General features: G+C 65.2%; 10 protein-coding genes. All 10 read right to left on the bottom strand.

Going from position 1 to position 12,492, the window contains the following annotated elements:
* Positions 1-2: 2 nt before the first annotated feature.
* From MWL89_RS00885 to MWL89_RS00840, 10 genes are read right to left on the bottom strand one after another with little or no spacing between them, the layout of a single operon-like run.
* Positions 3-1,202, bottom strand: coding sequence for a MuF-C-terminal domain-containing protein (locus MWL89_RS00885; protein WP_244411375.1), 1,200 nt, complete (start codon positions 1,200-1,202; stop codon positions 3-5).
* Between the two features lie 11 nt (positions 1,203-1,213).
* Positions 1,214-2,365, bottom strand: a complete 1,152-nt coding sequence (locus MWL89_RS00880) for a zincin-like metallopeptidase domain-containing protein (protein ID WP_244411374.1) — start codon at positions 2,363-2,365, stop codon at positions 1,214-1,216.
* Between the two features lie 6 nt (positions 2,366-2,371).
* Complete coding sequence (locus MWL89_RS00875; protein WP_244411373.1) at positions 2,372-3,565, bottom strand: VirB6/TrbL-like conjugal transfer protein, CD1112 family; 1,194 nt, start codon at positions 3,563-3,565, stop codon at positions 2,372-2,374.
* Positions 3,562-3,735 carry a hypothetical protein gene (locus MWL89_RS00870; protein WP_244411372.1) on the bottom strand — a complete coding sequence of 58 codons (174 nt, stop codon included), beginning with the start codon at positions 3,733-3,735 and terminating at the stop codon, positions 3,562-3,564. Before MWL89_RS00870 ends, MWL89_RS00875 begins: the two co-directional genes overlap by 4 nt.
* A gap of 17 nt (positions 3,736-3,752) precedes the next feature.
* Complete coding sequence (locus MWL89_RS00865; protein ID WP_244411371.1) at positions 3,753-4,550, bottom strand: hypothetical protein; 798 nt, start codon at positions 4,548-4,550, stop codon at positions 3,753-3,755.
* Between the two features lie 22 nt (positions 4,551-4,572).
* Positions 4,573-6,288, bottom strand: coding sequence for a glucosaminidase domain-containing protein (locus MWL89_RS00860; protein ID WP_244411370.1), 1,716 nt, complete (start codon positions 6,286-6,288; stop codon positions 4,573-4,575).
* Between the two features lie 34 nt (positions 6,289-6,322).
* On the bottom strand, positions 6,323-8,911 hold the full coding sequence (locus tag MWL89_RS00855; protein ID WP_244411369.1) for a VirB4-like conjugal transfer ATPase, CD1110 family: 2,589 nt from the start codon (positions 8,909-8,911) through the stop codon (positions 6,323-6,325).
* Positions 8,862-9,239 (bottom strand): hypothetical protein, encoded by a 378-nt coding sequence (locus MWL89_RS00850; protein WP_244411368.1) that lies wholly within the window; start codon positions 9,237-9,239, stop codon positions 8,862-8,864. The genes MWL89_RS00855 and MWL89_RS00850 overlap by 50 nt, the downstream gene beginning before the upstream one ends.
* Positions 9,240-9,250: 11 nt before the next feature.
* On the bottom strand, positions 9,251-9,478 hold the full coding sequence (locus MWL89_RS00845) for a hypothetical protein (RefSeq protein WP_244411367.1): 228 nt from the start codon (positions 9,476-9,478) through the stop codon (positions 9,251-9,253).
* A 4-nt stretch (positions 9,479-9,482) separates the two neighbouring features.
* Positions 9,483-12,491 carry a type IV secretory system conjugative DNA transfer family protein gene (locus tag MWL89_RS00840; RefSeq protein ID WP_244411366.1) on the bottom strand — a complete coding sequence of 1,003 codons (3,009 nt, stop codon included), beginning with the start codon at positions 12,489-12,491 and terminating at the stop codon, positions 9,483-9,485.
* Between the last annotated feature and the right edge of the window lies 1 nt (position 12,492).

The following is a 12,492-nucleotide window of genomic DNA, read 5'->3' as shown; positions in this document are numbered from 1 at the left end:
CATCACATCCCTTCTACTTCGCTGTGCTTCTTGCCGGCTTTCATGCTTCGGGCGGAGTCCAGGCGCTGCGCCCTCGCCGAATCGCTTGCTGATTTCAGGTCGCGGTCGAGGCTCGGGCGGTGATCGGGAGAGGCGCCGCGCACGTCGAGGCGCCCGCTCTGCCGCACCACGGGAAGTGCGGCTCCGGCGGAAGGCGCGCCTTCGCAGCGTGCCAGAAAGTCATCGACGTCCGCCCCCGCCTCGATCCAGCCGCCCTCGGCGATCTGCGCTGCTGCCGCGTCGATCGCGAAGGGCAGCTCGCCCCGCGAGAACCTGACATAGAAATCGTCCGGGAGGAAAAGCTGCGATGGGGCGACCGCGCCGCCGTGGAGCTCTACGCCGTGGCTTTCGAGCACGCCGACGAAATCCTTGAGCTCGTCGACGGTCTTCCGGTGGTAGACGATGCAGGGCTCCCGCTCGTCTGCGCGATAGGTCACGTAGAACCCCGACTCCGGGTTGTAGAAGCCCTTCCCGTCCGCAAGGTCGCGCTTCGCATCCTTGAACGCTTCGGGGTTCTGTTCGGGAGATCGCTCTTCTGCCATGGTTTCCTCCAAACCGGTTTCAAGGACGATTGCAGGCGATTCGCTGCGGAGCACGGCATGGGAAGGGTGTATAATGGTGTTCATCGGAAGACCTTCGATCCCTTGCAGCAATTGGAGCTGCGACTGGATTGCAAGGTCTTTCGTTTTTTCCTCATCGACGAAGAGAATCTTGTCCTGCTTCGCCGCCGATTCGAGGTACTTGCATACGTCGTCCTTGCCGTAGAGGGTCGTCAGATGGTTTGACGGAACGAGCTCGCAATCGTACTGGCTCACTCCGTTAGGCCGGATAACCGCGAAAAGCGGGAGCATGTCTGCATCCGTGGCATCGAGAACGAGCACGACGGAATCGGCGCGAGACAGGCTGTCCATGATGACGGCGGGAGAAGCGAGCAGGTTCGGAACCTCCAGAAGCTCGTCCTTCCCTATGCCATGAAAATGAGAGTTGCGGTCGCTTTTCGGCTGCATGGTTCTGCGAACATGCAGCTGGGTGATGTATATCGGAAGCTGCTTCATCCCCAGCATCACCATGCTCGACGGCGTTTCGCAGACGTAGAGGCATTCGCGCATGTTCCGCTGGTCGCCGTCCAGAAATCTATCGAGGTCTTCTTGGAAGCTCGGCATCTTCGTTCCCCCTAATCCTTGCTCACCGGCAGATCGCGCCCGAACGTAAACTGACGCTGGGCCCGCCCCGATTCGGCGGCGGCGCGCAGGTCGCCGTCGAGGCTGCGTGCGGAGGCGGCGCGCTTCGGCTCGCCGCCCGAGAGCGAGACGGCTCTGCGCACCTCGACGACGCGCTGCGCCTGCTGGGCCGGGGCGTCGCGCGAGCGCAGCTTCGCCAAGGGCTCTTCGAAGCATTTGCCCATCAGGTAGTCCGATGCGCTGCCCGCGCGGCTCGCCGCCTGCATGAGCTCGGAGACGGGGTTCTCGAAGCCCTTGCTCCAGCTCGTGAGGTACGCGACATGGTTCTGCCAGTAGCCGCTCTTCGCGAACGCGTCGTCGCGCCCGAGCGCGGGAAGGCTCAATCCCAGCTCGTTCGCGGTGAACAGGCTCGACAGCTCCGCCGTCAGCTCCTCGCGCGCGTACTCCTGCGAGCCGAACGTCCCGTTCATCGCCCGGTCGAGCCTCCCCGCCGCGCCGGTGGCGTGGCTCTGCTCGTGCAGGAGCACCCGCCCCATCGAGAGTTCGGATGCGAACTGCGTGCGCTCGGGAACGACGATCGTGTCGCGCGCCGGGATGTAGCAGGCGTCGTCGCCGGGGCGCTCCTCCACGTGGCAGGGCGAGTTGTCCTCGAGGAAGTCGATCAGCTCGCTCGCGCCAACGATGCCCTGCGGCGGCTCGTAGGGCGCGATGCCCTCGATGTCGGATGCGTTGAAGAGGTTCCACGACCCGACCACCACGAACTTGAAGGCGATATTCGGGTCCTCCTCGGCGGCCTTCCATTCCTTCGGCGTCTTGGGCTGCTTGATCCTCTTGTCCGGGTCGCGCTTGTCGAAGGCGATCTTCATCCACTTCTCGATCGGGTAGGAATGGCACCCCCTGACGACGTGGTAGCCCTCCCCCTTCGCCTGGTTGAACGTCATGAACCGGGGGTCGTCGAGCCTGCGCGACCGCATGTAGAACGTCAGCAGGAGGGCGTTTCGCCCCCGGTAGACCGTTCCCGTCTTGGGGTTGTGCGGCGCAGGGAAGCTCCAATCCTTCTGCCAGCCCATGCCCCCCTTCTCCATGTCGGCGAGCAGCTGGGAGAAAAGCGCCTCGCGCGCCTCCTTGATCTTCTCCATTGACATGCGGCATCACGCTCCCGTGAAGTCTCGGGCCCACGTGCCGGATTGGAACACGCACCAGCCGAAGGCTATGAACACGCCTATCGAGAAGAACAGCTCGATGACCCATTGGATCGCGGAGTCGATGGACGAGGGTTCGACCGTGGTTGCGGAAAGCGTGCTGACGAAAGCGCCCATCATCACGAAGAGCAGAGACAGTATCGCCCCCGCCATGAGCACGGCGGAGAACGCCTTGATGAAATGGGTCGCGACCGACCTTCCGCCGTCGGACACGAGCGTGGCGAGCGGCAGGGGCGAAAGGCAGATGTAGACGTAGATCTGAATGCAGCGGACGATGACCGTAATGTTGGCGAGCACGATCACGAAGAGGACCACGCATTTGACGATGAACGCGACGAGCAGCATCATCAGCAGCACACCCCAGTTCTCCACGCTGTCCGGAACCGCGTTGGCGGCGTAGGCCATCTGCGCGGCGGGGTTGTTGGCGATCGAGACGATGAGGAACCGCACGATGTCGAAGGCGAGCTGCATGAGCGCCCACGACCCGTCGATGATCGTCTTGGCGAACGCGAACCCGATGAACACCATGCACAGCTGCCACAAGTCGATGCCCGTCTCCGCCTTGTTCATGTTGGAGATGACCTTGCCGAGGCCCACGAGCAGGAACACGAGAAGAACCACGTTCGCAACCGTGATGGTCACGGTGTCGTGGATGTTGCGAAGCACGTCCACGACACCGGGGATGATGTCGTTCAGATCCTGGGTAAGCATGTTCGATTTGGTGAAGGAGTCGATCGAGGCGGTGATGGTCGCCAGCTCGAAGTTCACGGCGCCGCGCAAGCCCTCCTGTATGGTCGATGCAGCCGCATCCAGTATGTCGCCGCCCGCGAAGAACGCCCCGGTCACGCCGGCTCCGACGATGATGGGGATGATCGGGAGCGCAGACGCCTCCTGGGGGTTCGCAAGCTGGCCGACGACCATGATGCCCACTATGGCGACAGCGAGAATGGCGCATGAAGCTGCCTGGTGGTCGAGCACCCAAACGAAGGCGGAGCACGCGCGGTCGGCGAACCCCCGCCCTTTGGGCGGCTTCGACGGGTCGTAGCCGATCTCCGCGACGATCTCCCTGCCGGCCGCGTTGGCGCGCGCCTCTGCTGCGAGAAGCGGGAAGTAGGAGTCCACGATCGAGCCGATCAACCTCATGCCGCACCTCCGATCATGCTGCTCAGGCCGGACGAGCACGCCTGCAACGCGAGCGTCATGACCACCGACAACCCGATGGCGACGAGGAACAGCGCGATGCAGACCGGAAGAAGCTGCTCTTTGCCGACCTTACGCCCTTTCAGGCGGTTCTTGACGTTTCTAAATCCCATGCCTATCTCCCCTCTTGTCATTGGAACGAGACTTCCCCGGTTTCCATGGACACGTCGGCCTCGATCGTCGCCTTCGCCGAATCGTCGAGCTCGAAGGCGAGGACGGCTCTCCCGTTTCCGAAGTCGACTTCGGCCCGCCCGTCCCACGTCGCCTTCGTGGCGGTCGGGGCGGTCTTGGCCGCATGCTCCTCGAGCGCGCGCTCGACGTTCTCGCCCCCCTTCTCGCCGCCGATGACGCCGTAGGCGGCCGACAGGTCGCTCACCTCGACGCCGCCGGAGCGCTTGACGAGCCGGTAGCTCTTGGAAAGGGAGAACCCCGAGCAGGAGAGCTCCCACGGCAGGTCGCCCGCGTCGGCGGAGCGCGCTTGGGAAAGCGTGAATATCGTCTCGCCCGATTCCAGGATCGCCGAGCCGGTCCACGTGTCGACCGACCCGCCCGAGCCGTCCGACTTCGCCTCGTGCTCGACGGCGGTTATCACGAACGGCTGGGCTTTCGATTCCTCGCCGGCCTGTTCGGTGACGCCGCCGCGCGAGAACTCCGCATAGGACCCTCCGGTCGATTCCCACAGGTTGCCTTCGAGGATTTCCGCGACGTATTCCGCATCGGACGAGTAGGAGGCGACCGTCTTTCGCTGGTCGTCGTCCAACTCGACGGCTGCGGGCGCGCCCGCCGCATCATCCTCCTCCCGCTGCTGCGCTTCGGCTTGCGCCGCCTCGCGCGCCGCCTCGGAGGAATCGACCCACGACCTCCAAAGGCACGCGAGCGCGACGAGCACGACCGCCGCGACGGCCAGCGCTATGACTTTCTTTCTCATGACTCGCTTCCCTTCTCTTCGCTCACGACGCCGACAGATCGACCCCGCTCATCCATCCCACGTATGACGGGGCGACCGCATAGACGCTCAGCCAATCGTCGATGGTCCTGTCGATGACGCCGCCAACCTCGTTGCTCCTGATGATGCCGCCGCCGACGTAGATGCCGATATGGCCGATGCCCGGAGCGGTGCTGGAGCTAGGAGTGACGACGATCATGCCGACCTTGACGGCCGATGCGTCGAGCCTGGCGTGGCAGAACTTCATGTAGTCCGATGCGCGGGGCAGCCTGGGCGCAGCGACCCCGGCGTGGTCGAACACGTTGCAGACCCATTTGGCGCACCAGCCGTCCCCGGCGAAGGCCTCGATGCGCGCTTGGTCGGCGATGCGCTTCTGGGCATCCGTCGCCGAATCGTAGTCCTGCCCCTTGCCGCCCGAGGCGATCTGCTGCTCCCACTCCTCGACCGTCATGGTGTCGAGCGCGCGCAGCCCCCACTCGTCCATGATCCGCTTGAGCTTTTCCACGTAGGCCGAATCCGTCGCCCAGCCCGCGTCTTTGAGCCCTTCGGCCATCCTGTCCGAGCTGTGCTCGGCGATCGCCTGCTGGATGAGCGCGTTTCCGGCGTAGCGCGAGCCTTGCAGGAACACGCGGCTGCGGAACGTGATGCACGCCTCGTCGCTCTTGAAAACGATGAACTCGGCCGTCACTTGGGTCACATTTCCGGGCTCGTACTCTTCGCCCGTGCCCCAGGACGCGTGCCCCGCCACCTCCGGCTCGCCCTCGTAGGCGACCGACCACTTCATGCCGAAGAGGTTGTGGTCGCGGGTGGCAAGCTGGCTCATCGACTCTCCCATGCCGCTTTCGGCGATGATCTGGGCGATGGTGCAGCCTGCGGGGTGCCCGTAGTCCTCTTGGCATTGCAAGGCGGCGCGCACCATCGACGCAGTGATGTAGGGAGGGAACCCTTCGAGCGGGCCGTCCTTGGGCCTGCTCGCCTCGCCGATCACCGCGCCTACGGCGACGGTTACGGCCAGGGCGATGACGACCAGGGCCAGCGGTATGCCGACGGTCGGCGACGTTCCGGCACCGGCGACGACCGCAGCGCCCGTCTTTGCCGCTGCCGCCGCCCTGGTCGCGGAGAGCTTGGCCTGGACGGCATCGACCGCGCGCACAGCGGCGCTCTTGCGGCGGGCGGCAGCGCGCACCACGGCGTGCCTGCGCTCCCTCTCGAGTTTTTCGGCCATCTTCTTCGAAGCAGCGGCGGGCGCTTTGGCTTCCCCGGCCGATCGTGCGCTCGCAGCAGGATTCCTCCGGTTCGCGCCTGCGGTGCGTCCGCCGGCCGAAAGCGCCTTCCCCTTGCGCAAGGCTCTGCGGGCCCGCACCTTCTCGAGCATGGAGGCGGACGCCCCGGCGGCGCGGACGGCCGCGTCGTCGCCGGACGACGAGGCCTCGCCGCCGCCCTCGGGCGCCAGGGCGGCGACCGCAGCGGCGCTGCTTCTCAGCTTGCGAGAGAGCCTGGCCGCATCGCGTTTGCCCATCTTGCGTATTCGTGCTCCCTCGGGCAGCTGCTGGTCGCTTCCGGGGCGGGTCGACTCCTCTTTGAGCAGGCTCGACGCGCGACGGGAACCCGATTTCGGAAGGGAGCCGGCCCCGCGCGAGCCCTTCTCGTCGCGAAGGAGCCTCGCGGCGCTGCGTACACCGCGGTCGCCCTCGTCAAGAAGCTCGTGCGCTTTCGTCATCGGCATCCACCCCCTTCCGTCGCCCGCGCGCCGCTCAGGACAGCGCCGTCTTCTTCGCCTGCTTGTACGGGTCCGTGTTCCAGATCTCGTAGAGCAGGTTGTCCTTCGGGATGGTGTTGCGCATGGCGATCTTGAGCCCGTCTGCCACGACGAGCCCGCTGCCCGGTTCCGAGGACGCCGCGATGCGGGATTCCTGCGATTTCGACAGGTGGAACGTCTCGCTGATGAGGGAGACGTTCTTTGCCTGCTGCGGAAGAAGCACGAACCAGCCGGAGTTCTCGAAGAGGTTGACCGCCAGCGGATGCTCGAGCACGCGGGTGGGCAGCTGCGTGACGCATATGATGTGCAGGCCGAACTTGCGCAGCTCGCTGAAGTAGTCGTCGAGCATGCGCACGGCGGCGTCGTTGCCGAAGAGTATCTGGCACTCCTCGACCAGCAGGTAGGTGGGCTTGCCGATGCGGTAGTTCGCGTAGGTGCACTTCCTCACGTGCTGGAGCGTGCTCATCATCCCGAGCGTCTGCATGGTCTTGCCGAGATCGCTCATGACGTAGAGGTTGAAGTAAGCCGAGGTGCGGACGTTGGTCTGCCCGGCGAAGGAGTCCATGGAGCCCTGCGCGTACATCTCGAGCGAGTCGGCGAGCTCTTCGGCGACGGGGTTGTGCTCGTCGCGCAGCGTCGCGTAGAGGTCCTTCAAGGTGGGGCGCGTCTCCTTGCCGACGTGCGGCTCGTACATCGTGCCCAGGCATCTGTCGAGCATGGACTTCTCGCGCTGCGAGAGCATCCGGTCCATCATCGACTCGAACAGGGCGATGAAGAAGTCCGTGTTCGCACGCACATCCTTGACTACGAGCTCGCCTGCGGCGTTGGCCATGTCCATGGGGTTCAGGCACGAATCGTGGCCGGGCCCGAAGTAGCTGATCGACGCGCCGTAGCGGCGCGCGAGCTCAAGGTACTCGCCGTGGAAGTCGAACACGTGCCACTGCGGGCAGTCGGCCTCGGGGCAGGTGGCCTCGCCCGTCGCCGGATCGATCTCGGTTCGGGGATGCTGGCTCAATGCGTATGTGATGATCGAGTTCACCGTCATGCCCTTGCCTGCGCCCGTCATGCCGAATATCCACCCATGCGGGCTCTTGAGCTTGTCGGGGTCGATCAGGATGGCGTCGTTCGACACGCGGTCGACGCCGAGCATGAGCGAGCGCTTGGGATCGTCGGTGATGTTCTGCGAGCTGAACGGGATCATCGTGGCCGCCTCCGCCGACGTGAGCGAACGGAAGTTCTTCGGCAGGTGCGTGGTGGCGAGCGGAAGCGCGCTCGTGAAGGCGGCCTCCTGCTTCAAGGGAAGCTCGATGATGTCGATCGCCCAGGTGCTCTTCTCGTCCATGAGGATGCGGTCGTAGCGGTCCAACTCGTCGGGCGTCGTCGCGAACACCGTGATCAGCCCTTGGAACCACGAAACCGACTGGTCGTTCTCCTGGACGAACTCAAGCAGCTCGCGGCCCTCCGCCTCCCTGTTCTCCAGGGCGGGCGGCAGGATGGTGATGTCGCCTCCCGACTTGGCGGTGCCCTTCTGGTAGTCGAAGATCTCCGCCTGCACCACGTCGATGTTCTGGCGGATGCGCGTCGAGACCTTGCCCGTCGGCTGCGGCACGTAGAGAAGCGATATGTTCATCGGGATGGGAAGCGAGCGGATCGAGCGGATGGCGCGGTCCGACAGGCTCGATCCGAAGTCGCGGATGAGGTAGGTCTTCACGCAGCGGCCCGGCAGCATGAGGTAGCGTCTGAGCATCCGCTCCGATTCCGGGTAGACCGCCCACGAAGGGGCCACGAAGTCGCGCGCATGGCGGCGCCTCGTGCGCCGCAGCCGCTCGTAGTCGAAGCATATGGGCTCTTCGGGCCCGCGCAGAAGCGCGTGCATTACCTCCATCTTCTCCACGCCGCGCAGCTGCCGGGACTTGACATGCAGGCGCTCGAAGCGGGCCGTCAGGCTCTCTCGCGCCGCAGCGAGCTGGGAATCCGCCGATTCGTCGTCGATGGCGTCGACGCAGACCGTCACGAGGTTGCGGCGGAAGAACTCGGTCCTGCCCTCCTTCTGCCGCTCTTCGATGATGTCGTTGTACGCGCGCGCCTCCTCGCGGTTCGCGCCCGTCTCGGGCAGGAAGCGGTCCACCCTGGCCGTTCTCGCGGGCAGGTTCATGAGGTTGATCTGGAAGCACGACCCCTCCTTGAAGGAGGTGTGCAGATCCTCGTACTTGTCGAAGATCGCGTCCTTCACGTCCTTGCGCTCGTTCTCGTAGGCGATGTCTCCGAATTCGAGGGTGACGCAGAACTTCCCCACGGTCGTCTCGGTTATGCCCGATTCGAACAGGTACCTGAAGCCCACGAGGTCGTTGGTGCATTGCGCGTACTGCTCGCCCGCCATGCGCTCTATCTCGCGCTTGACGCGGCGCTTGCCCTTCGACGGGCGTTTGTCTTCCTTGGCCGTCCGCTCCAGGCTCACGCCGCACGCGGGGCAGAACGACGCGCCCTCTGGCAGCGGGCGTCCGCAGTTCTTGCACAGGGGCATCTCGGCGTCCTTACCTGCCGCACTCGAACCCGCGCTTCCTTTCTTTCTTCCGATACGCACGGCTCACCTCTCCTTTCGTCATCTCGATTTCCTCGCCGTCCCACGCAAGGGCATTGCCGCGCTCGTTGAGGTCGAGCAGGCGGCCGAAGAACTCCTCCGCCGGCATGTTCCAGATCGGGAAGAACCCGCACGCGACGGGGACGATCGCCGCGCAGGGCACGACGCACCAGACGACCATCGGCGGAAGCTCCAAGGCGTAGCCGAACAGGGCTGCGCAGAGCACGGCGACGAAGACGCCGTTGCGCAGCGCCTTGAGCTGGCGCGGGGTGAACCCCTTTCGCTTGCGTTCGAAGTTGTACAGGTCCTGATGTATCTTCATCGACGCCATGGGATCGCCTTCTAGGGGATCGTGATGTTCATGTTGCCGCCCTGGGACTGGATGAAGGCCGCCGCGCCGAAGCACGCCGCCGAGGCGACTATGCAGCCGATCATGAAGCCCTCGCCGCGCCCGCCCTGCGTGTCGTTGATTTTGCCCATGGCGTAGAGGATGAGCGCGGCGAAGGCGCAGAGGATCCCCATCACCGTCGCGATCCCCGAGAGCAGGCTCGCCAAGTCGTTGCCGTTCATATGACTACCTTTCCTTCGAGATGCCCTCCGGCATCTGGTTTACAGGCTTTGCGATGGAGTCGCCGCGCCGGCGCCGCGCGTACTCGCGGAAGTCGAAGCGCTCGCTGAACGCGCAGGGCGGCTGGAGCCACGTGCGCCCGCTTTCGGGGTTGACGTAGGCGTAGAGGGGGTGCTTGTAGGTCTGGTATTTGTCGTCGAGGATCGGGTAGCAGCTGTGGATGAAGCACAGGAGCTTGCCCGTCGACAGGCGCGAGAGCTGCGTGGTGCTGCGCACGGCGCGCTCGGTCGATTGGATGGACTCGCCCGAGCCGCGCGTGATGCCGGCCTCCCCGAAGTTGCGCTGGAACGTGCGGCTGTAGACCGTTTCCTTGCCGACGCGCTCCGAAACCTCTTCGAGCGTGTCCTTCGTCTGCGCGCCGAGGAATAGCATCGTCGAGCAGTTGTCGGTGATGACCTCGGCCTCCTTGTCGCCGTAGACTAGGGCGAGCTGGGCTTTTGATTGCAGGTACAGCGCGATCGAGACGTTGCGGGACCGCACGACCGCCATCGCGCGGACGAGAATGGGTATCTTGCCCAGGTTGGCGGCCTCGTCCAGCTCGAACCGCACGTGCCGGGGCAGCCTGCCGCCGTAGCGCCTGTAAGCCTTCTCCATCAGAAGGTCGATCGCCTGCTGGATCACGAGCGCGGTGAGGAAGTCGAACGGGGAGTCCGTGTCCGATGTGACGATGAAGAGCGCCTGCTTCTGGCCGGGATCGCCCAACGTGTCGAGGGCGAGCTCGTCGTAGGAGAGCAGGTCCTTCACATCGTCGGCGACGAGGTTCACGAGCGCCGCCTGGCAGGTGACGATGACCGAGCGCACTGTCTCCTCGGCACCCGAAGTGAACGCGCGGAAGCAGTGCAGCGCGACCGATTCGCTCCTGCCGTGCGGCGGGGTCTCGGCGGGAACCCATCTGCCGCCGCGCAGGGTGCCGCGCGAACCCGAGCGCTGCGGCTCGGCGCTCTGGTAGACGCGCCCGTATTCCCACGTCTCCATGAGGACTTCGAGCGGGCTTTTCTCCGCCGGGCTGCCGGAATCGGGCAAGGCGGCATCGAGCAGCTTCATAAGCGACGGGATGGTGCGCTCGCGTTCGTCGTAAGCCTCGAACAGGAACGCGGCGAGCGACATGAGGCACAGCCGCTTGGTGTCCTCCCAGAACGGATCGTTGCTGCCGGCGCTTGCGGCGTCGGTGCGCCGCAGGTTGGCCGCGAGGGTGTCTATGGTCTTGGTGAGCGCGATGCCGTCCGGCACGCAGAACGCCTTTACTCGGCACTCGATTCTGATCTTGAACTTCGAGCCGATCCAGCTTGGCGTCGAACCCGAGGCGCTTCGGATCCTCCACACCAGCGCACCGCCGTCAAGCAGCTCGACGCTCGATTCGAATCCGGGTTCGCACGCGATGTTCGTGCTGTACGAAACGGCTTCGAGAGCGGGATCGAGGTCGAAGCGTATGTCGGCGTCGACCGGGCAGGGCCCGTAGTTGCCGAACTCGGCCTCGATTGCCCCTTCGGAGTGGCGGAAGGAGATCGTTTTGACGGCCTGAGCGAGCTTGGCGCAACCGCTGCCCGCGCGCCTGTCGACGCGGGGCTCGTCCGTGCGGTACCCCTTGCCGTCGGCGGGCGGGCGTGAGACGCAGAACCCGCCCGTCTCCTTTTCCAGCCATTTGAGGTCGAGCTGGCGGCGCAGCGTTTCGAAGCCGGGATCGCCGGGGTCCGTCGAACGGAGCTCTTCGGCCAGCTGCTCGCTCGACTTGGAGGTGAAGGGAACGTCGTCGAGCGAATCGCATGTCGTTTCCAAACCGAGGCTCGCCGTGAGCTTGACTCCGCCCGGGCTGCTCGTGACCGCTCCCGCGCCCGCAGCGAGCTTGCGGCCCTTCGCCCCGCCGACCATGATGTCCGACTTCTCGCCGCCGCATTCGAAGGTTCCCGACACCGCGACCTCGATCGCCGAGGCGGGCTTGAGGTCTATGTAGCGCTCCGGGATGTAGGCGAAGGGGTTGTAATGCAGCCCGTCTCGGAAGTCCACGGTGTTGAACACCTTGACGTCGGCTCCGGCCTTCTCGAACATCCATCCGCAATCGCGCACGTTGTTGCCCTTCGGATCGGTGTCAACGATGTCGAACCCCTCCCCGATCAGGGAACGGGCGGCGGCGCGCCGACTTCTGCGCTCACTTCGGTCGGTGAGCTTGCGGCGCAGGTCGGCCGAGACGCCGCTGCGACGATCCTTTGTAGCCGGCTTCTTCTGGAAAAGCAGCCTGAAGCGGGCGGAGAGCCGTGCGACAAGGGCGGCGGCGAGCTTCGAGATGCGCTGAAGAGCCGATGCCATTCGGGAGGTCAAAGGGCGCAGCACGATGGCGGCGATGCGCCAAGCCGCCGTGCACCTCAGGTGGGCGGGGACGTTTTGGAGCCCGTATGCCCGCTCGGGCAGGGCGTCGCCCACCGATTGGAGAAGGCTCACGAGGCTCACGTTGAACGTCTTGCCCAAGCCGCTGATGCCGTAGCAGACCATGTTGAGGTTGCGCCCGTAGAGGATCTTCTTGGTGCGCCCGTTGCGCGCGGCTATCGGCAGCCCGGCGTGCGCCGTGTAGAAGATGTTGTTGGCGCGCATCTTCGAATCGACGAGCGAGCGCATCTCCCTCGCCGTCGCGAAGCGGTCGTCGCCGTGCTCGCGGCCGGTATCCTCGTTTTCGAGCTTCATGCCCTTCGACATGCTCAAAAGGGCGAGCAACACGGGCAGCGCCGCGCCGATCGCTGCGGCGACCTTCACCGTTTGGGAACCCCAATCGACGTCAAGGGGGGCGGAGGCGATGGCCGACCAGAGGGACGGCAGGCCGGCGACCGCCCCTTGGAGCACATCGCTGTCGAACTCGAGGAAATGGCTTGTCGCGCGGGCGGCGGAAAGCGACACCAAGGCCGCCACCCCGGCGAGGACGGCGAATCCGGCAAGGCGCTGGAACGCTGCTTTGCGGGCGGCCATG

Origin of the sequence: Raoultibacter timonensis (genome assembly GCF_022845715.1) — a bacterium.
Lineage (GTDB): Bacteria > Actinomycetota > Coriobacteriia > Coriobacteriales > Eggerthellaceae > Raoultibacter > Raoultibacter timonensis.
This window is presented reverse-complemented; position numbering and strand designations above follow the sequence as displayed.

Excerpts from the sequence above, each read along its gene's own strand:
- MWL89_RS00885 (WP_244411375.1), bottom strand. The coding sequence starts at position 1,202 with ATGCCGAGCTTCCAAGAAGACCTCGATAGATTTCTGGACGGCGACCAG.
- MWL89_RS00880 (WP_244411374.1), bottom strand. The coding sequence starts at position 2,365 with ATGTCAATGGAGAAGATCAAGGAGGCGCGCGAGGCGCTTTTCTCCCAG.
- MWL89_RS00875 (WP_244411373.1), bottom strand. The coding sequence starts at position 3,565 with ATGAGGTTGATCGGCTCGATCGTGGACTCCTACTTCCCGCTTCTCGCA.
- MWL89_RS00870 (WP_244411372.1), bottom strand. The coding sequence starts at position 3,735 with ATGGGATTTAGAAACGTCAAGAACCGCCTGAAAGGGCGTAAGGTCGGC.
- MWL89_RS00865 (WP_244411371.1), bottom strand. The coding sequence starts at position 4,550 with ATGAGAAAGAAAGTCATAGCGCTGGCCGTCGCGGCGGTCGTGCTCGTC.
- MWL89_RS00860 (WP_244411370.1), bottom strand. The coding sequence starts at position 6,288 with ATGACGAAAGCGCACGAGCTTCTTGACGAGGGCGACCGCGGTGTACGC.
- MWL89_RS00850 (WP_244411368.1), bottom strand. The coding sequence starts at position 9,239 with ATGGCGTCGATGAAGATACATCAGGACCTGTACAACTTCGAACGCAAG.
- MWL89_RS00845 (WP_244411367.1), bottom strand. The coding sequence starts at position 9,478 with ATGAACGGCAACGACTTGGCGAGCCTGCTCTCGGGGATCGCGACGGTG.
- MWL89_RS00840 (WP_244411366.1), bottom strand. The coding sequence starts at position 12,491 with ATGGCCGCCCGCAAAGCAGCGTTCCAGCGCCTTGCCGGATTCGCCGTC.